This is a genomic window from Streptomyces rhizoryzae, assembly GCF_023155275.1.
In the GTDB taxonomy this organism is placed as follows: domain Bacteria; phylum Actinomycetota; class Actinomycetes; order Streptomycetales; family Streptomycetaceae; genus Streptomyces; species Streptomyces rhizoryzae.
Window position 1 is genome coordinate 38645 of the sequence record NZ_JALMUV010000012.1, and the last position, 22514, is coordinate 61158.

At 76.0% G+C, this 22514-nt stretch carries 13 protein-coding genes; 6 read left to right on the forward strand and 7 right to left on the reverse strand.

The features are described from left to right. Positions 1 to 246 precede the first annotated feature (246 nt). Entirely contained in the window at positions 247 to 3939 is a 3693-nt protein-coding gene (locus tag MUU72_RS12460; RefSeq protein WP_248013263.1) for a bifunctional glycosyltransferase/CDP-glycerol:glycerophosphate glycerophosphotransferase, read from the reverse strand. Between the two features lie 253 nt (positions 3940 to 4192). On the opposite strand from MUU72_RS12460, the gene MUU72_RS12465 reads away from it, so the two are divergent. Continuing rightward, positions 4193 to 4879 carry a class I SAM-dependent methyltransferase gene (locus tag MUU72_RS12465; RefSeq protein WP_248013264.1) on the forward strand — a complete coding sequence of 229 codons (687 nt, stop codon included), beginning with the start codon at positions 4193 to 4195 and terminating at the stop codon, positions 4877 to 4879. 82 nt (positions 4880 to 4961) lie between these two features. On the opposite strand, the gene MUU72_RS12470 is transcribed toward MUU72_RS12465, so the two are convergent. From MUU72_RS12470 to MUU72_RS12490, 5 genes are all read right to left on the reverse strand, one after another. Beyond that, positions 4962 to 5990 (reverse strand): class I SAM-dependent methyltransferase, encoded by a 1029-nt coding sequence (locus MUU72_RS12470; protein WP_248013265.1) that lies wholly within the window; start codon positions 5988 to 5990, stop codon positions 4962 to 4964. Positions 5991 to 6178: 188 nt separating this feature from the next. Further along, complete coding sequence (locus tag MUU72_RS12475; RefSeq protein ID WP_248013266.1) at positions 6179 to 7030, reverse strand: carbohydrate ABC transporter permease; 852 nt, start codon at positions 7028 to 7030, stop codon at positions 6179 to 6181. Then, the gene (locus MUU72_RS12480; protein ID WP_248013267.1) at positions 7027 to 8358 is read right to left on the reverse strand and encodes a carbohydrate ABC transporter permease; all 1332 of its coding nucleotides are present in this window, start codon (positions 8356 to 8358) and stop codon (positions 7027 to 7029) included. Before MUU72_RS12480 ends, MUU72_RS12475 begins: the two co-directional genes overlap by 4 nt. A gap of 117 nt (positions 8359 to 8475) precedes the next feature. Continuing rightward, positions 8476 to 9870: an ABC transporter substrate-binding protein gene (locus MUU72_RS12485; RefSeq protein WP_248013268.1), complete on the reverse strand. Its 1395-nt coding sequence runs from the start codon at positions 9868 to 9870 to the stop codon at positions 8476 to 8478. Positions 9871 to 10556: 686 nt separating this feature from the next. Then, entirely contained in the window at positions 10557 to 14960 is a 4404-nt protein-coding gene (locus tag MUU72_RS12490) for an FtsK/SpoIIIE domain-containing protein (protein WP_248013350.1), read from the reverse strand. Between the two features lie 635 nt (positions 14961 to 15595). Between MUU72_RS12490 and MUU72_RS12495 the strand changes: the two genes are divergently transcribed. The 4 genes from MUU72_RS12495 to MUU72_RS12510 all read left to right on the forward strand — a co-directional run bounded on the left by MUU72_RS12495 (position 15596) and on the right by MUU72_RS12510 (position 21203). Beyond that, a complete protein-coding gene (locus tag MUU72_RS12495; protein ID WP_248013269.1) occupies positions 15596 to 17260 on the forward strand; it encodes a serine/threonine-protein kinase in 1665 nt (554 codons plus the stop codon). A 179-nt stretch (positions 17261 to 17439) separates the two neighbouring features. Next, positions 17440 to 18717 carry a serine/threonine-protein kinase gene (locus tag MUU72_RS12500; RefSeq protein ID WP_248013270.1) on the forward strand — a complete coding sequence of 426 codons (1278 nt, stop codon included), beginning with the start codon at positions 17440 to 17442 and terminating at the stop codon, positions 18715 to 18717. A 124-nt stretch (positions 18718 to 18841) separates the two neighbouring features. Beyond that, on the forward strand, positions 18842 to 19957 hold the full coding sequence (prfB, locus tag MUU72_RS12505) for a peptide chain release factor 2 (protein ID WP_248013271.1): 1116 nt from the start codon (positions 18842 to 18844) through the stop codon (positions 19955 to 19957). Between the two features lie 334 nt (positions 19958 to 20291). Next, on the forward strand, positions 20292 to 21203 hold the full coding sequence (locus tag MUU72_RS12510) for an LPXTG cell wall anchor domain-containing protein (protein WP_248013272.1): 912 nt from the start codon (positions 20292 to 20294) through the stop codon (positions 21201 to 21203). 148 nt (positions 21204 to 21351) lie between these two features. Here MUU72_RS12510 and MUU72_RS12515 read toward each other — a convergent pair whose 3' ends face one another. Continuing rightward, positions 21352 to 21543, reverse strand: coding sequence for a hypothetical protein (locus MUU72_RS12515; RefSeq protein ID WP_248013273.1), 192 nt, complete (start codon positions 21541 to 21543; stop codon positions 21352 to 21354). Between the two features lie 273 nt (positions 21544 to 21816). Between MUU72_RS12515 and ftsE the strand changes: the two genes are divergently transcribed. Beyond that, a complete protein-coding gene (gene ftsE, locus MUU72_RS12520) occupies positions 21817 to 22506 on the forward strand; it encodes a cell division ATP-binding protein FtsE (protein ID WP_100604605.1) in 690 nt (229 codons plus the stop codon). Positions 22507 to 22514 lie beyond the last annotated feature (8 nt).

Consider the following 22514-nt stretch of genomic DNA (forward strand, 5'->3'; position numbering starts at 1 on the left):
GCGGTTGCACGGCCGCCCGCGTTTTTCCGCCATAGTGGCCGTCTCGTAACCTGCCGGGGCCCGGCCGTCCGCCGGCCTGTGCGGACGCCCCGCAAGAACGCCTGCACAAGCTGTAACGACGCGGGCCCCGGGAGATGCCGCACCCACCGCACCCACCGCGCCCCCGGAGCCTTCGCGCCGCACCGCCCGCGCCCCGGCCCGCCGCCCCGCCCGGCGGACCCGGCGCTCACCGCCCGGCCGGCCCGCTCACAAGGCGATCAGGTCCGCCACCCGCCCCGCCGCCCCGCCGTCGTCCAGATGGCAGAACACCCGCCGGAACTCCGCGTACGCCGCCGCACTCGCCCGCGCCACCCCCGGCAGGTCCCCCAGTGCCTCGATCAGCTCCCCCGTCGACGCCAGCAGCGGCCCCGGCACCAGCGCCTCGAAGTCCACGCTGAACCCCCGCAGGGTGTCCCGGTAGTGCGTCAGGTCCGGGGTGAGGAACAGCATCGGCCGCCCGGTGTTCGCGAAGTCCACGGCCAGCGACGAGTAGTCGGTCACCAGCACGTCCGCGGCCAGCAGCAGCTCGGTGGCGTCCGGGTACGCCGAGACGTCCAGCGCGAACGGCGCGTGGTGCGCCGGCAGCCGGTCCGGCACCTGCGGATGGCTGCGCACCAGCAGCACATGGCCGCCGGCCAGCGCTGCCCGCGCCGCCGCCAGGTCCAGCGGCAGGTGCAGCCGGTGGTGCGAGGCGTCGTAGCTCACGTCGTCGCGCGGCGTCGGCGCGTAGAGCACCACCCGCTGGTCCGGGCGGATGCCCAGCCGCGCCCGGACCGCCGCGGCCACCTCGTCCCGGTCCGCGGCGTGCAGCGCGTCGATCCGCGGCAGCCCGGTCTCCAGCAGCCGGCCCGGGAAGCCCAGCGCCGACCGCAGCACCGGGGTGCTCGCCGCGTTCGGTGACAGCAGCACGCTCCACTGCCGGCCCAGCCGCGGCCGCGGCGCCAGGTGCGCCAGCCCCCCGCACACCGTCCCCGCCAGGTCCGCCCCGATCCGCTTCAGCGGCGTGCCGTGCCAGGTCTGGATCACCCGCTGCCCGGCCCGCCGCACGAACCAGCGCGGCAGGTGCGTGTTGGTGACGATCCAGTGGCTGTGCGCCAGCGCCCCGTGCCACGCCGCGCTGCCCACCACCACCGGCCGGGCCGTCGGCGGCACCGCGGCCTGCGCGTCCCGCACCGCCCACAGGTGCGTGACGTCCACCCCGCGCCGCACCAGCTCCTCGTGCACCGCCCGCGGCGAGTCCCCGTACGCCCGGCCGCCGAAGCTGCTGTAGAGGACGGTGTCCCGCAGCGGCCGGGAGCGGTGCAGCGGGTAGTGCTGCTCGCGCAGCACCCGCCGCCGGTACGGGCCCCGGTCCACCGGCGGCACCGCCGGACCGGCCGCCACCAGCACCTCGTCGTACCGCACCCGGTCCAGCGTGAACGGCTTCCCGCGCACCGTACGGGACACCGGCAGCCCGTCGAACACCGACGGCGCGCACCGCACCGGCGGGTCCAGCGGCGAGGCGGCCGCGCCGCGCGCCCGCAGGTGCACCGTCCAGCGGCCCTCCCGCAGCGGCACCTCCCCGGCCAGCGACGGCAGCGCGGCCAGCGGCAGCGCGCAGTGGAACCGCCCGCCGTCGTGCACCGCGGGGAAGACCGCCTCGGTGGCGTGCGCGCCGTGCCGCAGCACCAGCTCCGGCGCGGGCGGCGCGGCGTCCGGCAGCGTCCCCGCCAGCAGCAGCGTGCCGTCCGAGCGCCACACCACCCGGTCCACGTACGCCTGCGGGATCCGGTCGTGCAGCACCAGGTCCCCGGCCGGGTCCGCCGCCACCACCAGCTCCCGGCCGTGCGGCAGCGGATGGGCGGCCGGTGCCGTCCCGGGCGGGCAGGCCACCGGGTCGGTGGCGCCGCCGGGCAGCACCAGCTCGGGCCGCCAGGTCTCGGTGTGCGGCGGCGGGATCGCGGCCGGCGCACCGTCCCGCGCGGGCCGCGCCGCGTCCAGCGCGTCCAGCCGCACCCGCACCGCGAACCGGCCGCCGCCCGCGGCCCGTTGACCCGTCCCGGGCGGCCCGTCCGGCCCGTGCGCACCGTCCGCGCCGTCCGCGCTGCCCGGCCCGCCCCGCTCCGGCGCCCCGCCGGCCCTGTCAGCCCCGTCCGCCCCCTCCGCCCTGCCCGGCCCGTCCGCCCCGTCCGTCCCCCGTGCCCCCTCCGGTGCCGCCTCCACCGGGAACGACACCACCGTCCCCGACCCCTGGTGCGTCAGCCGCAGCGCCTCCGGCGCCGGGCCCGGCGCCGACACCACCAGGTCCAGCGCCCCCGCGGCCACCGCCGGCCGCCCCACCAGCCGCCGCGTCCGCCGCGCCACCGCGATCCGCAGCCCCCCGGCCACGTACCGCGGCACCACCCGCACCCCGTCCACCCCCTCGTACGCCGCCGGTGCCGCCCCCGACCCGCTCTCCGGCGCGGACAGCTCGGCGGACCGCACCACCCCCGCCGACGCCAGTACCATCTCCAGCCGCCACTCGCCCGGCACCGGCCGACCGCCCCGCCGCAGCCGCACCGGATCCACCCGCAGCTCGAACCCCGACCAGTCGTAGCAGTGCAGCTCCTGCCCGGACGCCGCGGTCGCCTCCGGCATCTGCACCGTCCGCACCGGCAGCACGATCCGGCGCCGCCCGCACGACAGCACCGCCGTCCGCACATACCCGTGCCGCGACCCGGCCGGCAGGTTCCGCAGGTACGCCCAGCCGCGCAGCAGCAGCACCCCGCCCCGCCACACCGCCTCCCGGACCTCCGCCCGCACGGGGAAGTCCGCCCGGCCCAGCCGCACCACCCCGGCCGGCAGCGCCACCGGCGGCTCCACCGGCAGCACCGCCCGCTTCCGCAACGGCGGACCCGCCACCGCGAAACCCCCCGGATTGCGCGCCTCGTGCCCCAGCAGCGCCACCAGGTCCGCCAGCCGCCCGGACCGCACCAGGTACCAGCGCATCCGCAGCTCCACCGGCAGCGCCCGCAGCAGCCCCGGATCGGTCCGCGCCAGGAAGTCCCGCGCGCAGTCCAGGAACGCCGTCCGCACCTCCGGCGCCGCCCCCGGCACCGCCGCCACCAGATCCAGCAGCCCCCCGGTCAGCTGCCCCCGGTCGTACGCCGCCCGGAACCGGGCCCGCTCCGGGTGCGCCGGATCGTCCAGCAGCGCCCGCACCCGCGCCACCACCGCGAACCGGTCCCGCACCCCCTGCGCCGTCGGCCGCCGGTGCCGGGCCGGCCCCTCCGGCAGCCGCCAGTAGCACACGTGCTCCCGCAGCACGTCCACCGCCTCCGCCAGGAAGTGCGCCGGCAGCGCCACCGCCGCGTCCGCGTCCGCACCCCCCTCGCCCTCGGGGAACGCCAGCCGGTGCCGGTCCCAGAACGCCCGCCGGAACACCTTGTTCCGCACGAAGTGGTCGGCCAGCAGCTCCGGCTCCTCGGTGACATGGGTGCGCAGCACCGTCTCCCGGTCCGCCCGGTGGTCCGCCGACCGGGTACGGCCCCCCGGCCCCAGCCGGTAGACGTTCCCGGTCGCCAGATCCGCCCCCGACTTGTCCAGCAGGCCCGCCAGGTCCGCGTACGCCCGCGGCAGCAGCACATCCTCCGGCGCCAGGAACGCCAGGTACGCGGTGTGCGGGAACGCGTGCCGGGCACCGGCGTTCCACGCCCCGCCCCGGCCGCCGCCCGGGTGGTGCACCACCCGGAACCGCGGGTCGCGCTCGGTCCAGCGCCGCACCGGCCCGTCCGGCGGCACCTGGGCCAACCCGTCGTCCACCAGCACCACGTCCAGCTCCGCCAGCGTCTGGGCCGCCACCGACGCCAGACACTCCTCCACTTCGTGCACCGGCCCCCGGCCGCGCGGAACGGGGACGACGACGGTGAGCCGAGGCTTCATGGGCGGACGAGCCTTTCCGGACAGGCGGACCACGGGACGCAACCCCGGGCCGCACACGGGGCGATGCGGCCGACTCGTCCCTCAACTCGTCCACCGGCGGCCCGGTCACCGGCGCTGCGCTGAAAGGGTGAGGCGAAGGTGCGGCGGTACGGCCCGGACCGCGCGATGGCGTAGACCGAGGACAGCGTGACCGGAGCCCCGCGCCCCGGCCACCGGCAACCGCCCGCCGCCCAGGAAGGTGACCGCCCCCGCGATGCCCGGCCGAACCGACAGCCCCGCCGCCACCGACCGCCCCGACACCGCGGCCCCCGCACCCGGCGCCGCCGCCCGCGCCCCGCACCCGGCCCCCGCCGCCCCGGCCGCCTCCACCGCCCGCACCCCCGCCCACCGCCGGCCCGCCGGCCCGGTCCGGCGGCTGACCGCCCGCACCCCCTTCGCCCGGCAGCTGCGCCGGATCGGCACCGGCCGCGTCCTGGAGATCGGCTGCGGCGACGGCGACACCCTGGCCGGCTGCGCCCCCGGCAGCGTCGGCATCGACCACGACCCGTCGGCCGTCGCCCGCTGCCGCGCCCGCGGCCTGACCGCCTACACCGCCGACGCCTTCCTGGCCGGCCCGCACGCCCGCCCCGGCGCCTTCGACGCCCTGCTCACCGCCCACGTCCTGGAGCACCTCGACGACGAACAGGTCGAGGAGCTGCTGCGCGCCTACCTGCCCTACGTCCGGCCCGGCGGCGGCGTCCTGCTGATCACCGCCCAGGAAGCCGGGCTCCGGGCCGGCCCGGAACCCGTCCGCTTCACCGACTTCCCGCTGCTGCGGGCGTTCGCCGCCACCGCCGGGCTGGCCGTCCGGCGCACCTACTCCCACCCGCTGCCGCGCACCGCCGGGCGGCTCCTGCGGTCCAACGCCTTCGTCCTCGTCGGGCAGGTCCCGCGCGGCTGAACCGCCCGCCGCTCGCCGCCCGCCGTCCGGCGCACCGCGGGCCGCCGCCCGGCCTGCCGCGGCGAGCGGCCCGGCGGCCCGGTCAGCTCCGCGCCGCCCGGGACCGCGCCCGGGCCCGCACCAGCGCCCTCGTCAGCACCGGCGGCAACACGTCCACCGCGACCCGGCGCAGCACCCCGCGCGGCGGGCGCGCCGCCGCGGCGGGACGGGCCGGACGGGCCACCGCACCGGGGGCCGCACCGGACGCCGCCGGGGCCGGGGACCGGCCCGGGGCCGGCTCCGGGGCCCGCTCGGCCGCCCCCTCCCCGGCCTCCGCCGCCGGCCGCTCCGCCTCCGCCGCGTACCGGGACACCGGATGCGCCGGCTCCTTCGCCCCCTTCGCGCTCAGCCGGATCAGCGGCCCGCCGTTGACCTGCTGCACCTCGTGCCACAGATCCCCGCGCCCGGCCAGCCACGCCAGCAGCGCCTCCTGGTACGGCGCCGGATCCCCCCACGTCCCGTAGAACTTCGTCCCGGTGAGGCACACCGGCCGCAGCCCGTGCCCGGTCACCGCCTGCCACGTCGCCGCCGCCACCCCCGGGCAGTGCTCGGCGCGGTAGTCGTCCAGCACCACCAGCCCCGGCCCGGTCAGCAGCTCCCGCACCGCCAGGATGTCCCCGTGCACGTGCTCGTACAGATGCGACGCGTCGATGTGCGCGAACCGCACACTGCCCGCCGCCACATGCTCCGCCACCACCGAACTCGGACCCTGCACGATCACCGGCAACTCCTCGTGGAACGCGAGGTAGTTGGCCTCGAACGCACGCCGTGTCAGCGTCGCGTACGACTTCGCCATCTCCTTGGAGTTCGGCGCGTCCCCGGCCGGTGAGTCGAAGAGGTCGCAGACCGTGAACCGCTCACCCGCCCCCAGCCGCGCCCCCAGGAAGATCGCGCTCTTGCCCAGGTACGCACCCAGTTCGAGCAGGTCACCGGCCACCGACCGGTCCCGCTGATGGCTCAGGAACCAGTCGAAGAGCAGCTGATCGGCGGTGTAGAACCAGCCCTTGACATCGGACAGCCGGGCGGGGCGCGGCAGCTGCCCGGCACGGGGATCTGCGGTAACGGCAGTCATCTGCGGTCCGTCTCCAGACGGTCGGGAATCGGGGCGGGACACGGCGCACCGGCGCGCACGGCACCGGACCACGGCCGCGGGAGACCCCGCGCGGCCGCCGTCCCCGCGAGCGGCTGCCATCCTGGGCCCGCAACATGAACGGAAGGTGAGCACCACCCCCCGCCCCGGTCATCTCCCGCCCCGCGCCCTCACTTCACCGCCCCCGCCATCACCCCGGACACGAACTGCCGCTGGCACGCGAAGAAGACCACCAGCGGCACCACCATCGACAGGAACGCCCCCGGCGCCAGCACGTCGATGTTGTTGCCGAACTGCCGCACCTCCTGCTGGAGCGCCACCGTGATCGGCGGATGCCCGCTGTCCGCGAAGATCAACGCGATCAGCATGTCGTTCCACACCCACAGGAACTGGAAGATCCCCAGGCTCGCGATCGCCGGCCCGCCCAGCGGCAGCACCACCCGCGTGAACAGCCGCAGCTCACCCGCCCCGTCCAGCCGCGCCGCCTCCAGCAGCTCCCGCGGGATCTCCGCGAAGAAGTTCCGCAGCAGGAACACCGCGAACGGCAGCCCGAACGCCGTGTGGAACAGCACCACCCCCGCCGTCGTCTCGAACAGCCCCACCGCCCCGAACAGCTTCGCCACCGGAATCAGCGCCACCTGCACCGGCACCACCAGCAGCCCCACCACCACCATGAACCAGCCGTCCCGGCCCGGGAAGTCCAGCCACGCGAAGGCATAACCCGCCAGCGACCCGATCACCACCACCAGCACCGTCGACGGCACCGTGATCGCCGCCGTCGTCACCAGCGACCCCATCACCTTCCCGTTCGACAGCAGCTGCGCGTAGTTGTCGAACGTCAGCTGCGCGGGCCGGGTGAACACCTCCCACCAGCCCGACTCCGCGATCTGCGCCGGGCTCCGCAACGACGACAGCAGCAGCCCCACCGACGGCATCAGCCAGAACAGCGCCACCAGCACCAGGAAGACCCGCACCGCGCCACCCCCGGTGCGCGCCGCGAGCCGAGCGGCAAGCGACCTCATCGGCGGCGCTCCTTCCGGATCCGGCGCAGATTCACGTACATCACCGGCAACACCAGCAACAGCAGGAACACCGCGATCGCACTCCCCAGCCCCTGGTCCACATCCGTCCCGAACGACGACTGGAACAGCTGCAACGCCAGCACATTCGCCGACCGCAGACTCGACCCCGGCGCGATGATGTACACCAGATCGAAGATCTTCAGCACATTGATCATCAACGTGACCAGCACCACCACCAGCACCGGCGCCAGCAGCGGCACCGTGATCCGGCGGAACACCTGCCACTCACCCGCCCCGTCCACCCGCGCCGCCTCCAGCAGCTCCCGCGGCACCCCCGCCAGCCCCGCCGCGATCAACACCATCGCGAAACCGGCCCACATCCACACATAACTCCCGATGATGGCCGGCGTGACCAGCACCGGACCCAACCAGTCCACCCCGTGGTACGCCGCCGCGAAATTCGCCGCCGGCAACCGCAACCGCGCCCCCGCCGCCTCCGCCGGCAACACGTACGTCCCGTCCGCCGCCGTCACCGCCGACGCCACCACCCGACCGCCCCGCACCGCCTCCACCCGCAGCCCGGCCAGCGCCTTCTCCCCCCGGTCGACCACCCCGGGACGCCCGCCACCACCCCGGGTGAAATCCAGCCACGCCGTCCCGGTGACCTTCCCCGGCCGCGGCCGCGCCACCACCGCCGGCCGCGCCCGCCGCACCTCACCCGGCTGCACCGCCACCAGCGGCAGATCCGCCACCGCCCCCGCCCGCACCACCGACCGCGTGGTGAACGCCCCGCCACCCGACGGCCGCAACTCCCCGTTCGGCCGCGGCTTCGCCCCCGGGAACGGCGCCGGCTCCGCGAACGTGTCGTGCACCGCCACCCACACCGCGTTCGCCACCCCGCGCTGCGGATCCTGGTCGTACACCAGCCGGAAGATGATCCCCGCCGCCAGCATCGAAATCGCCATCGGCATGAAGACCACCAGCTTGAACGCCGTCCCCCAGCGCACCCGCTCGGTCAGCACCGCGAAGACCAGCCCCAGCGCCGTCGACACCGACGGCGCCACCACCACCCACACCACAGTGTTCTTCAACGCCGTCCGGATGCCCTCGTCCGAGAACATCGCCCCGTAATTCCCCAGCCCCACGAAGCCGTCGCCCGACGCGTCGAACAGACTCCGGTACACCGAGAACCCGATGGGATACACCACCAGCGCCCCCAGCAGCACCAGCGCCGGCAGCAGGAACACCGCCGCCACCCACGCCCGCGTCCCGGAAACCCGCCGCCGCCCGCCGCCGCCCGCCGCCCGCACTCCCACCGCACCGCTCACCGCGCGCACCCCCCGCTCCCGCTCACCGCACACCGCCCCGGCCCCGGGCACCGCACCGCGACCGCACCCGGCCGCCGCCCCGGCACCCGCCCGCCACCGCCGCCGCCCCCGGCGGCCTCAGTGCCCGAACGCCTTCGCGGCGTCCCGCTCCAGCCGCGCCTGGATCCCCGCGACCTCGCGCGGATCCTTCAGGAAGTCCTGGAGGTCCTTCCACTCACCCTGGCCCGGCTTCCCGCCGAACGACGCCGGCGCCTGATCCGACATGTCGAACCGGAAATCGTCCCCGGCCGCCACCAGCGCCTTCGCGATCTTCCGCATCACCCCGTCCCCGTACGCCGACGGATCCAGCGCCTTGTTCGGCGAGAGGAACCCGCCCGCCCCCGCCCAGATCCGCGCCGCGTCCGTCGACGCCAGGAACGTCAGCAGCGCCTGCGCCGCCTTCCCGTCCTTCAGCGCCACCGCCACGTCCCCACCGGTCACCACCGGCGGCTTCGCCCCCACCGCCGGGAACGGGAACACCTTCGCGTCCGTCCCCACCTTCGCCTTGGTCTGCGCGATGTTCGCCGCCGCGAAATCCGCCGACGACACCATCGCCGCCTTCGGCGCGTTCCCACCGCTGAACGCCTGCGTCACCGACGTCGGGAAGTCCGTCCGGAGCGCGCCCGCGTTCCCGCCCGCCAGCAGCTCCTTGTGCCCGAACAGCTCCCCCAGCGTCGTCAGCGCCCGCGTGACCGACGGATCCGTCCACGGCAGCTCGTGCTTCGCCAACCGGTCGTACTTCTCCGGACCGGCCTGCGACAGGTAGACGTTCTCGAACCAGTCGGTCAGCGTCCAGCCGTCCGACCCGCCCACCGACACCGGCTCCACACCCGACTCGGACACCGTCCGCGCCGTCTTCAGGAACTCCGGCCAGGTCTTCGGCTCGGACACCCCGGCATCCTCGAAGACCTTCGCGTTGTACCAGACCAGCGACTTGTTGCTGGCCTTGAAGTACACCCCGTACGCGGTGCCCTTGTGGGCACCCAGGTCCCGCCACCCCTTGCTGTAGTTCTTCGCCAGCTGCGCCTTGGCGTCCGCCCCGAGCGGCTTGAGCCACCCCTTCGCCGCGAACTCGTTCAACACCCCGACCTGCTGGAGCAGCGCCACGTCCGGCGGCCCGCCCCCGGCGATCTTCGACCCGATGAACCCGGCCATGTCGTCACCGCTCGGCACGAAGTCCACCTTCGCGCCGGTGCGCTTCTCGAACTCCGCCAGCACCTTGCCGAAGTTGTCCCGCTCGGCCCCCGTCCACACCGCCGTCACCTGCAACCGCTGCCCGGCCAGCTTCGGCAGCGCCACCGTGGCGGGCGCCTGTCCGCCCCGCGCCCCGCTCCTGTCCTCCCCCTTCGCCCCGCTCCCGCCGCCGCCCCCGCACCCGGCCACCCCCACCGCCAGCACCGCCGCGACGGCCAGGGCCCGTACCCCTCGCCCACCGCTCCGCCCCGTCCCCCTGCGAACGCCCCGTCTGCGCATCCCCGTAACCCTCCCTGACCCGTCTCACCTGTCATCCCAACCGGCCCGGCCCTCCCGGCCCGACCCGTCTGCCGTACGCATGCGCCTGCCCGACGCACGGCGCATCTCGCGCGGTATGCCGCGCGGTGGTGCGGTGGTGCTGGTGCGGTGGTTGTGCTGGTGCGAGGTGGTGCTGTGGCTGCTGTGCGGTGGTGGTGCGGCTGTTGCATCGTGGTGCGGTTGCCGTGCGGTGGTGCCGTTGCCGGACGCCGGTACCTGGCGGTACCGGTACCTGGCGGTACCTGTGCCCGGTGGTGCTGGTGCCTGGTGGTGCTGGTCCCGGCGCCTGGTGGGGCCGGCACCTGAGGGTGGGCGGCCGCGCCGCGAAGCCGGCCTGTACGGTGCCGCGGCCTCCGCGGGCCACCGACCACCGGCCTGCCCGCACCGCCCCGGCCGCGCACGGTGCGCGCCCACCCATGGGTCACCCCATCTGCGACAGTCCTACGCCCCCACTACCGGCTCCGCAACACTGCAAACCCCCACAACTCCCGTTTGTGATCCCCCTGTTACGGCGGTGCGGCGTCACGGCGTCACGGTGGCGCGGCGTCACGGTGGCGCGGCGGTGCGGCGGTGCGGCGCCAAGGGGTCACGCGCGCCCCGAGGGCCTCGCCGACCCCCGCCCCCGCCGCCTCACACCAGCGGCCGCCTCACGCCAGCGTCGGTCCTGCCGGCGTGCCCGAGGACTGGGCGGCCCGTTGCAACGCACTGGCCAGCAGCGCCAGGTCCGTGGGTCCGTTGCCCAGTTCCCGGAGCGGGCGCCGGGCCGGCGGGTCGCCCATCCGCGCCCACTCCAGGGGCACCACGGTCGGCCGGAGCGTCGACGTACGGGGTATCCGCCCGGTCACCCGCCCCGCCTGGAACGGCGTGGCCGTGCCGTCCGCCGCGCGGTGCAGCCGCCCGCGCCCGGGCGGTACCGGCTCGGAGCCGGACGGCGCCGGGGCCGTACCCGCGCCGCCCGCATCCGCACCAGCCGCCGCACCCGGAGCCATGCCCGTACCCGTACCCGTACCCGTACCCGTGCCTGCTGCCGCGGGGCTCATCGCTGCGGCGCCCAACTGCACGCGCAGCCCGGCCCGTTCGGCAGTGGCGGTGGCTTCCGTGCGGTCCGGGTGGCCGGTGGCGGCTATCAGGTGGACGCCCAGCGCCACGCCGTCCCGGGCCACCGCCTCCAGCGCGCGCACCACGGAGCCGGCGGCGGGGCGGCCCGTACTGCCCAGGGCCGGCGAGACCAGAGCGTCGAAGTCGTCGACCAGGACGAAGAGGCGGGGCATGGGCGCCGCCGCCCCGGTGCCCGGGCGGGATCCGTCGAGGGAGGTGGCGGGGGTGGCGGATGGGGTGTGCTGGGCGGGGCGGGGGTGGTCGGGTCGGCCGGAGCCGGGGCTCAAGCCGGGACCGGAGCCGGAGCCGGGGCCGGAGCTGGAGGGTGGCGGGGTGTTCGGGCGGGTGCGGAGGCGCAGGGTGCCGGTGCGGGAGGGGTCCGCGGAGTCCGCCGGGGCGCCGCCGCTTTCTTCCTCATTACGGCAACGATTACGGAGAGTGATTTGTTCCGAGGATTCGTTACTCGGTGTGAAAGAGGCGGGTGGGGTGGGTGAGGTTGGTGAGGTGGAGGAAGCGGGGGAGGTGGGGGAGGTGGGTGAAGGAGAAGGGGCGAGGGGGGTGGAGGGGGTGGTGGGGACGGAGCTTTCGGTGGAGCGGCGGGGGGCGATGACGCGGGCGGCCGGGACGTGTTCGGCGCGCCATGCGGAGAAGGGGGTTCCGGCCAGTACTTCGGCGCGGCGCTTCAGCTCCGAGGAGAGCGCCTGCGCGAACTCCCGCATCCGCACCGGGTCGGAGGCGGCCAGGTAGCTGGTCACGTGCGGCAGTTCCGTGCAGACCCGCAGTCCCTCGCCACGCTCCGCGCCCCCGCCGTCCACGAGTACCAGCGACAGCCGGTCCGGGCGGTCGGCGGCGGCCAGCGACGCGGCCAGCGACCGCAGCAACTCCGTCTTGCCGGTGGCCGCCGCGCCCTCGACCAGCAGATGCGTGCCGTCGGCGGCGAGGTCGGCGGAGACCGGGCCGTGCGGCCCGGCGCCGAGCACCGCCGGGGCGGCGGGCCGGTCCGAGTCCTGCGCGGCCGCCCAACGGGCCAGCAGGGACGCCGGGGTGGCGCGCGCCAGCCCCAGCTCGTCCAGCAGCCGCGCCGAGTCCGGGAGCGGGACGGCCGCGCGCGGGGCCGACCCGCCCGCTCCGCCGGCCGCCTCGGCCTCGCGCAGCGGCGCCAGCGCCCGGGCGAACCGCTCCGCCCAGGCCCCGGAGACCGCGTCCACCGTCGCGACCGTGCCGTTGGGCCCCGAGCCCGGCTGGACGACCCGCAGGGCCGTCGCGACATCGCCGCTGAGCACCGCGACCGCCCCGCACTCGCCGAACGCGGGCGTCGCCACCCGCGCCGCCTCGTACGTCGCGGCCAGCGGGAACGCCGGCGAGGCGGCCGGGGTCTCGGCCAGGCAGAGTACGTGGATGCCGGCGGCCGGGCCGCCCGCCGCCAGCCGCGCGGTGGTCTCGCGCAGCGCCGACGAACCGGGGTCGCCGTCCACGATGAGCAGGGTGTACGGGCCCTGGTGGCGGGCGGCGGCGGAGGCCACCTCGGCGCGCTCGGCGCTGGGCCAGCCGGGGCCCAGCGGGCCGTCGTCCAGCCGCCGCACCAGTTCGGCCGTACGGGCCGCGGCCTGCTCCTTGTCGTAGGCGAGCAGCAGCCGGCAGTCCTGGCCGCGGGCCGGGCGGACGTGCGGCAGCCAGCCCAGCCAGGACCAGTCCGCCACCCGTTCCTCGGTGGGGCGTGCCCGGTCCGTGCTGACCAGCACGATCTCCAGAGCCCCGGGGGAGTGCAGTGCCGCGAGCTGGGCCACGGCGGAACGGGCCAGTCCGACCAGCCGCCCGCGCGGGCCGGCCAGCCCGAGCGCACCGGCCCGGCGCAGTCCGACGGTGACCGGCGCGACGGTCCGGCCGTCGGGCCGGTCGGCGGTGCCCAGGCGGACGGTGAGCGCGTCGGGGTGGTCCGGGCCGCGCTCCCAGAGCCGGGGGCCGGGGCCGAGCGCGGTGAGCAGGACGGCGGCGGCGTCCGGCCAGCGTTCCTCCGCGGCCGGGCCGGCGGGGGCGGTGCTCCCGGTGGCCGCGGGGGACGGGGCGGCCTCCGGGGCCGCGGCGTCGCCGTAGGCGGTGTACGGGGCCGGCTCGCGCGGTTCCACGGCGGGGCGGGCCCCGGCCAGCCGGCGCGCCCAGGCGCCGATGCCGCCGCGCCGGCCCGCCTTGCGGGTCACCGGGTCGGCCGGCGCCAGGGACTGCTGCCCACCGTGCGTCTGCCCGCCCGCGGGGGCCGCGCCGCGCCCCGTTACGGCGTCGTACCCGGCCGGACCGGTGAACGCCTCGTACCCGGCCGGCCCGGTGACGGCCTCGGGCGCCGGGCTTCCGTGGACGGGGTTGCCGTGGACGGCCCCCGGGGCGGGGTTCCCGTAGCCGTAGGCAGAGCCGTCTCCGGGGGCGGACCGGTGGACCGGACGCGTTTCCCTGCCGACGGGCGTCTCCCGACCCATGGGTGGCGTCTCGCGGCCGTGCGGCAGCTCGTGGCCCGGCAGCGGTACGGGCTCGTGTGGGGGCAGGGCCGGGTGACGGGGCGCCTGCCCGGGGACGGGGAGGGGCGCGGCCCCGTAGGAGGCGCCGTCGAACCCGGACGCGCCCGGGTGGCCGGACGGGCCTCGATGGTCGGAGGCGCCCTGATGGCCGGACGCCGCCGGTCCGGGCGAGGCCGGTCCGGATGCCGGGTCGTGGGCACCGGGGCGCGGGCTCTGGGCCGACGATCGGGGTCCGGGCCCGGCCTCGGGCGTCCCGTACGAGGAGCCCGCTCCGAACGCGGCGGGTGCCTCCCGGGCCACGCCCGCCCGGCTCGGCTCACCCGCCCGGCTCGGCTCACCCGCCCGGCTCGGCTCACCCGGCGCGTGCGCTCCACGGCTTCCGTCGCCGTGTACCGGCCCCGCGCCATGCACCGGCTCCGAGCTGTGCACCGGGCCCGAGTTGTGCACCGGGCCCGCAGCCGCGCCCTCGGCCGGGCCCGAGCCGGTGGCCCAGGTCGGCCCACCGCCCCAGGAGTCCGCCGTACCGCCGTAGGAGTCGGGCGTCGTCCCCGAGGGGGCTGCCGCTCCCCGGACGGACGTGCCGCGTACGGGGGTGTCGCGGCGGCTGCCGCCCCCGGTGAACAGGCCGTCCGGGGCCGCGCCACCGGGAGCGCCGGTGCCCGGGGCGGGCTGCGGGGCCGTGGGGGAAGCGGCGGGGGAGTGGCCGGGGCCCGTGTAGAGGGTGCCGGTGGTGGTCGGGGCGGTGGCCGGCGCGGGGGCGTCGGCCAAGGGGCGGGCGGCGGTGACGCGGAGGTGGCCCTCGCCGTCCGGGGTGGCGGGCAGGGCCGGGTCCGGGGTGCGGGGCGGGGACTGGAAGCGGAGGGCCGACTCGCCGATGCGCAGCAGGGCGCCGGACGGCAGCGGGACGGCCCGGTCGGCGAGTTCGGTGCCGTCGACGGCGGTGCCGTTGGTGGAGCGCAGGTCGGCGACGTAGACGGCGCCGTCCGGTTCGACGGTGACCGCGCAGTGCAGGCGGGAGACGTCCGGGTCGTCCAGGGGGACGTCGGCGTCGGCGGAGCGGCCGATGCGGATCTGGCCGCCGTGCAGCAGGTGGACGCCGCCGGCGTCCGGGCCGGAGACCACGTGCAGCCGGGCGGAGCCGTGCCGGGGCAGGCCGTGGGCGGGGGCCGGGCCGGGGCCCTGGAGGGAGAGCACCGCGCCGTCGATCAGGGGCGGCTCGCCGAGCGCGGCGCGCTGCGGATCGAGCCGTTCGGAGCCGGCGTAGAGCACCACGGGGGCGCCGCCGGAGGGGGCGCCGACGTCCGCGCCGGAGCCCGCCACGGCCGCCGCGAGGGAGCCGGCCACCGTCGCCAGGGCGGTCCCGGCGGGGGCCGTCACCAGGACGTCGCAGGCCCGTGTGGTGTGGCCGCTGCGCGGCCCGAGGACGGTCAGCCGGATCTGCATCGCCGTCAACGGTCCCTTCTGCCGGGTATCCGGCAGGGGCTCCGCTCGCTCCCCCACCGCACCCCGGGCACGTCGGCACGGACATGTCCCATGCACGTCGCGACAGTGACCGCGCGCCCCCACCGCGTGCGTGCTGGGATGCATCCTCGCACCTGCCGCTGACAACACGCCCGCCGACCGGCGATTAATGATCTTGATTGGTCGGCCCCCGACGGAAAACCGCCTGCTGGCGGGCGGCGAACCGGACGATTTCGCTCACCGTTCGCCGCCGAAGCGGTCAGTTGCGGTCGGTCCCCGGGCCGCCGGCCCGGCCCTCCCGCCCGGATCGCCCCGGACGGCCGCGCTCCGCCCCCGCCGCCCCCGCCGTCCGCCACGCCCCGCCACGAGCCCGCCCGCCGACGCCCCGCACGAGCCTCCCGCCGACCCCCGCCAGCCCCCGCCCCCACCGATGCCCTCCGCACTCCCGCCACCTGTCCGCCACCCGGGCAACCAAGCGCCCGCCACCCGCGTCTACCCGAGGAGCCGCCCCGTCCGCCGCGCCGAGATGTTTGTGCGACGGCACTACAGTGGGGCGGAGGGCCGCGAGCTGACCCAGCGGGCCGGGCAAGATCCACCACGACCAGGGAGCGCATGACGTGCGGCCGGTTGGCAGCAAGTACCTGCTTGAGGAGCCGCTGGGGCGCGGCGCCACGGGCACCGTCTGGCGGGCCCGCCAGAGGGAGACGGCGGGCGCCGAGGCCGCCGTCCCGGGGGAGCCCGGCGAAACGGTCGCGATCAAGGTCCTCAAGGAGGAGCTGGCGTCCGACGCGGACGTGGTGATGCGCTTCCTGCGGGAGCGCTCGGTCCTGCTGCGGCTCACCCACCCCAACATCGTCCGCACCCGCGACCTGGTCGTCGAGGGTGATCTGCTGGCGCTGGTGATGGACCTGGTCGACGGCCCCGACCTGCACCGCTACCTCCGCGACAACGGCCCGTTCAGCCCGGTGGCCGCCGCCCTGCTCACCGCCCAGATCGCCGACGCGCTGGCCGCCAGCCACGCCGACGGCGTCGTCCACCGGGACCTCAAGCCCGCCAACGTCCTGCTGGCCGGCGCGGACGGCAGCGGCGAGATGCACCCGATGCTGACCGACTTCGGCATCGCCCGGCTGGCCGACTCCCCGGGCCTGACCCGTACGCACGAGTTCGTCGGCACGCCCGCCTACGTGGCGCCGGAGTCCGCCGAGGGCCGCCCGCAGACCTCCGCGGTGGACATCTACGGGGCCGGCATCCTGCTCTACGAGCTGCTGACCGGCCGCCCGCCGTTCGCCGGGGCGACCGCCCTGGAGGTGCTGCACAAGCACCTCGGCGAGGAGCCGCAGCGCCCCGCCTCGCTGCCCGAGCCGCTGTGGACGGTCGTCGAGCGCTGCCTGCGCAAGCGCCCCGAGGAGCGCCCCAGCGCCGAGAATCTGGCGCGCGGGCTGCGCACCGTCGCGGCCGGCATCGGCGCCGGCGCCACCCCCGAGCAGGCCCGGGCCGCGCTCGGTGTCGCCGCGCTGCTCGTCCCCGACCCGGACCCGGCCGCCGTCCCCGGTACCGGCGCCGACGGCTCCCCGGGGGCGGACGCCGCCGCGCCCACCCAGGTGCTGCCGACGAGCGCGCCGTCCTACGACCCGGGCGCGCCGACCAGCGTCCTGCCCTCCACCGGTGCGCCGGGCGCGGCCCCCGGTGGCCGGGGCCCCGCGCCGACCCGGGCCATGCCCCCGGTGCCCCCGATGCCGGCGGGCGCGCCCCCGGCCGGTCCGCCGGAGCCGGAGGGCCCGCACCCGTGGGAGTCCCAGCTGCGGGCCGCCCGCGACCGCAACGACCAGACCCAGTTGCAGTATCTGGACCCGCAGGACGACCCGCTGCGCCGCCGTCCGCAGCGCCGCCCGGCGCCCGCCCCGGCCCCGCAGCCGCCGCAGTACGGCGGGCAGCAGGGGCAGTACGGCGGGCAGCAGGCGCCGTACGCGCAGCGTCCGCCGGCGGCCCCGCAGCGCCGCCAGGAGCCGCCGCCGCAGCGCTACGAGCCGGCGCCGCCGCCCGCCCGGGAGCCCCGCCCCCGGCGCGAGCCGCGGCCGCGCAGCGCCAACCCGATGAAGATCCCGGGGCTGGGCTGCCTGAAGGGCTGCCTGTTCACGCTGCTGCTGCTGTTCGTGGCGGCCTGGCTGATCTGGGAGTTCACCCCGCTCCAGGAGTGGATCGGGACGACCAAGGGCTTCTTCCAGCAGATCGGCGACCTCTTCACCGGGGTGCGGGACTTCGTACAGAAGCTCGGCGGCTGACGGCTCGTACGGACGGAAGCCCGCGACATTGTGGCTTTGTCGACTTCCTGCCGGTGAATTCCGGTACAGAAGTGAAGGTTGCCGCCATTGGGGGCACTGAACCCCGTGGCGCCCGCGTAGCTTTGACGCCAACCTCAGCCCCCGCAGGACGCTCGGGGGCCCGACACGTCGGAGCAGTCTTGGCACGGAAGATCGGCAGCCGGTACACCGCCCACCAGATCCTGGGGCGCGGCAGTGCCGGCACGGTATGGCTGGGCGAGGGTCCCGAAGGGGCCGTGGCCATCAAGCTGTTGCGTGAGGATCTCGCCTCCGACCAGGAGCTCGTCGGCCGTTTCGTCCAGGAGCGGGCGGCGCTGCTGAGCCTGGCCCACCCGCGGGTGGTCGGCGTCCGCGACCTCGTCGTGGACGGCGCGGACCTGGCGCTGGTGATGGACCTGGTCCGCGGCACCGACCTGCGCACCCGCCTGGAGCGGGAGCGGCGGCTGGCCCCGGAGGCCGCCGTGGCGATCGCCGCCGACGTCGCCGACGGCCTGGCCGCCGCGCACGCCGCCCGGATCGTGCACCGCGACGTCAAGCCGGAGAACGTCCTGCTGGACATGCAGGGCCCGCTCGGCCCCGGTGGCGCGCACCCCGCGCTGCTCACCGACTTCGGCATCGCGCGCCTGGTGGACTCCCCGCGCCGCACCCGGGCGACCAAGGTCATCGGCACCCCCGACTACCTCGCCCCGGAGATCATCGAGGGCCTGCCGCCGCGCGCCTCGGTGGACGTCTACGCGCTGGCGACCGTCCTGTACGAGATGCTCGCCGGTTTCACGCCCTTCGGGGGTGGCCACCCCGGCGCGGTGCTGCGCCGCCACGTCACCGAGAGCGTGGCGCCGCTGCCCGGCATCCCGGACGAGCTGTGGCAGCTGCTGCTCCAGTGCCTGGCCAAGGCGCCCGCCTCCCGGCTGCGCGCCCCGGAGCTGGCCGCCCGGCTGCGCGAGCTGCTGCCCGGTCTGGCCGGGCTGCCGCCGCTGGACATCGACGAGCCGGACGACGAGCCGACCGCCGACGACCCGGAGGGCGGCGCGCCCGGCGCCCGCCAGGAGGCCCGCTACCCGGCGGCCGAGCCCGAGGGGCCGCCGCGCGGCGCGGTCCCCCTGGTCCAGGGCGCCACACCGGACTCCAACCGGGAGACGCACACCAGCATGCGGGTCCCCGGCCCCGACGAACTGGCCGGCGGCGCGCACGGCACCGCCCGCACCCCGCGGGCCGCGGGCGAGCGCCGGGCGGGCTCGGCCCGGCACCGCTCCGCCCCGGAGGCGGTGCGCCGCCGCCGGATCAAGGTGGGGCTGGCCGCCGCCCTGGTCGTCGTGGCGGCGGCGGTCGGCGGCTGGCTGGCGTCCGGCGGCGACGGCGAGGCGGGCGACGCCACGCCCGGTGTGCACCGCTCCGAGCAGCCGCCGATGACGCCCTGACCTGGGCGGGCGCGGGTCCGACGGCGCGGCGCGGGCCCCGGCGGACCCGCCGGGGCCGGCCCGGGCCCGCCGGACCGGGGACGCGCCGGGACAGATTGTCGGTGTCAGCCGTTAGGCTGGGTGCGTGGCAGTCGTCGATGTATCCGAAGAGCTGAAGTCCCTCTCCTCGACCATGGGGTCGATCGAGGCCGTCCTGGACCTCGACAAGATGAGGGCAGATGTCGCCGTGCTCGAGGAGCAGGCCGCGGCGCCGTCCCTGTGGGACGACCCGGCGAGCGCACAGAAGATCACCAGCCAGCTGTCCTACCTCCAGGGCCAGCTGCGCCGCGCCGAGGAGCTGCGCGGCCGCGTCGACGACCTCGAGGTGCTCTTCGAGCTCGCCGAGTCCGAGGGTGACGAGGACGCCCGCGCCGAGGCCGAGCGCGAGCTGGCCGACGTCCGCAAGGCGGTGGACGAGCTGGAGGTCCGCACCCTGCTCTCGGGCGAGTACGACGCCCGGGAGGCCCTCGTCAGCATCCGCGCCGAGGCCGGCGGGGTGGACGCCGCCGACTTCGCCGAGAAGCTCCAGCGGATGTACCTGCGCTGGGCCGAGCGCCACGGCTACAAGACCGAGCTGTACGAGACCTCGTACGCCGAGGAGGCCGGCATCAAGTCGACCACCTTCGCCGTGCAGGTGCCCTACGCCTACGGCACGCTCTCCGTGGAGCAGGGCACGCACCGCCTGGTGCGCATCTCGCCGTTCGACAACCAGGGCCGCCGCCAGACCTCCTTCGCGGGCGTCGAGGTGCTGCCGGTCGTCGAGCAGACCGACCACATCGAGATCGACGAGAGCGATCTGCGGGTCGACGTCTACCGCTCCTCCGGCCCCGGCGGCCAGGGCGTCAACACCACCGACTCCGCGGTCCGGCTGACCCACCTCCCCACCGGCATCGTGGTCTCCTGCCAGAACGAGCGCTCCCAGATCCAGAACAAGGCCACCGCCATGAACGTCCTCCAGGCGAAGCTGCTGGAGCGCCGCCGCCAGGAGGAGCAGGCGAAGATGGACGCCCTCAAGGGCGACGGCGGCAACTCCTGGGGCAACCAGATGCGTTCGTACGTCCTGCACCCGTACCAGATGGTCAAGGACCTCCGGACGGAGTTCGAGGTCGGCAACCCGCAGGGTGTGCTGGACGGTGACATCGACGGCTTCCTGGAGGCCGGTATCCGCTGGCGCAAGCAGCAGGAACAGCAGGCGAAGTAGCGGCGTACGCGGGCCTCGGCGGGCCCCGGAAGCACCCGGCAACTGCTCCCTTCGAGGGGGCAGTTGCCTTTTGCCGTGGCGGTTAGGTCACAGTCGTACGTCCATGTATCGCCCAACTCATGGCAATTCAGGCAACAAGCCTTTATTCGGCCTTGACGGGGGTCGGAGAACTGGGAAGGCTGAGCGCGGCATGCGTGTGTCATGGGGCGCGTGCAGGAACGGGGAGACGAGTGGCCCGCCCGCGGAGCGGGGCCGTGGCGTGCGCGCCCCCATCGGTCGTTGCCCCGTGCGGCGGTGCTCCAATGACGAGTTCAGCTACTGGGGGTAGCAGTACATGACGAAGAAGACGCGGCTGCGCGTGGCGCGCATTGCGGCCGGTGCGGTGATCGCGGCCGGTGCGTCGCTCACCGCGGCGGGCGCGGCGTCCGCGGCCGGCACGAACGACGCTCCGGGGCAGCAGCACAGCGGCGGCCTCCTGAACGATGTGGTCTCCATCTTCGGCGGCACCAGCACCGGTGGCGGGGAGAACGGTGGCCAGGACACCGGCGGCCAGAGCGTCGGCGGTGAGATCGGCAGCCAGACCTCCGGCGGCGAGACCACCGGTGGCGAGATCGGCGGCCAGGACACCGGCGGCCCGTCCACCGGTGGCGAGTCCGGCGGCCAGGCCGCGGGCGGCCAGGACACCGGCGGCCAGGCCGCGGGTGGCCAGGAGTCCGGTGGCCAGGCGGCCGGCGGTCAGGACACCGGCGGTCAGTCCGGTGGTCAGAGCGGTGGCCAGTCGGGCGGTCAGTCCGGTGGTCAGAGCGGTGGCCAGTCGGGCGGCCAGTCCGGTGGTCAGAGCGGCGGCCAGACGGGCGGCCACTCCGGTGGCCAGTCGGGCGGCCAGAGCGGTGGCCAGTCGGGCGGCCAGACGGGCGGCCACTCCGGCGGTCAGTCCGGCGGCCAGAGCGGGGGCCACTCCGGTGGCACCACCTCCGGCGGCGGCACCACCGGTGGCGACAGCACCGGTACCGGTACCGACAACGAGGGCTCCAAGCCGATCGAGCAGCCCGGCCAGGGCAAGGAGCAGGTCGTGGACACCCCCGGCCAGGCCAAGCAGCAGGCCAAGGGCGGCCAGCTGGCCGAGACCGGTTCGTCCGGCACGACCTTCCTGCTCATCGGTGCGGCCACGATGATCGCCGGCGGTGTGGGCTTCCGGGTCCTGCCCCGACTGATCAACAAGGGCGGCGGCGCGGCGGCTGCCTGACGCCGGCGCGGTAGGACGACGAAGGGCCCGGGACGCACACCGTCCCGGGCCCTTCGGGCGTACCGGGGAACGTCCGCCGCGGGGGCAGGGGCCACGCTGCGCCACCGGGTCGTCGCGCACCGTGCAGCGGCGGCGTGCCGTGGTGGGCTCAGACGGCCTGCCGCAGCAGGACCGCGACCGCGATCAGCGCGATCAGCGCGACCGCCAGCACCACCGGGCTGAACTGGCCGAAAAGTCCCGCTTGCTGCTGGAGCCGCTCCCTGCTCGCCCGGCACACGGGGCAGCGGCCCTCGCTCACAGGGGCCGCGCAGTGGGCGCACACCAATCGGTCGTACGTCATGCGACCTCCTTACCTCACCGCACCAACGCACCAGCGGGCGCGTGGGTTCCCTCTACCACTGTGCCAGGTCCGCCGCCGTACGGCGCGCCCCGCGGGCCGCCGCCTCCCACCCGCCCGGCATTGTGCGACTTTTGTCCTGTAGCGCCCGTGAAGAAACGCACCAACCGCCGCCGGCGACTTCGCCGCCACCCGAGGTTCGCGTAGGGTCACGCTCACCGACGGGAGCCGTGACCGGCAACCCGTACCCCTACCCAGGTCGACCGTGGTGCATCAGTGATCCGATTCGACAACGTCTCCAAGACCTACCCGAAGCAGAACCGCCCCGCCCTCAGGGACGTCTCCCTGGAGATCGAGCGCGGCGAGTTCGTCTTCCTGGTGGGCTCCTCGGGCTCCGGCAAGTCCACCTTCCTGCGGCTGCTGCTGCGCGAGGAGCGCGCCTCGCACGGCGCCGTCCACGTACTGGGGAAGGACCTGGCCAAGCTCTCCAACTGGAAGGTGCCGCAGATGCGGCGCCAGGTGGGCACGGTCTTCCAGGACTTCCGGCTGCTCCCCAACAAGACGGTGGGGCAGAACGTCGCCTTCGCCCTGGAAGTCATCGGCAAACCGCGCGGCCAGATCCGCAAGACGGTGCCGGAGGTCCTCGAACTCGTCGGCCTGGGCGGCAAGGAGGACCGCATGCCCGGCGAGCTGTCCGGTGGTGAGCAGCAGCGCGTCGCCATCGCCCGGGCCTTCGTCAACCGCCCGCTGCTGCTCATCGCCGACGAGCCCACCGGCAACCTCGACCCGCAGACCTCGGTCGGCATCATGAAGCTGCTGGACCGGATCAACCGCACCGGGACGACGGTGGTCATGGCCACCCACGACCAGCAGATCGTCGACCAGATGCGCAAGCGGGTCATGGAACTCGAGAAGGGCCGGCTCGTACGCGACCAGTCGCGCGGCGTGTACGGCTACCAGCACTGAAAGGACGC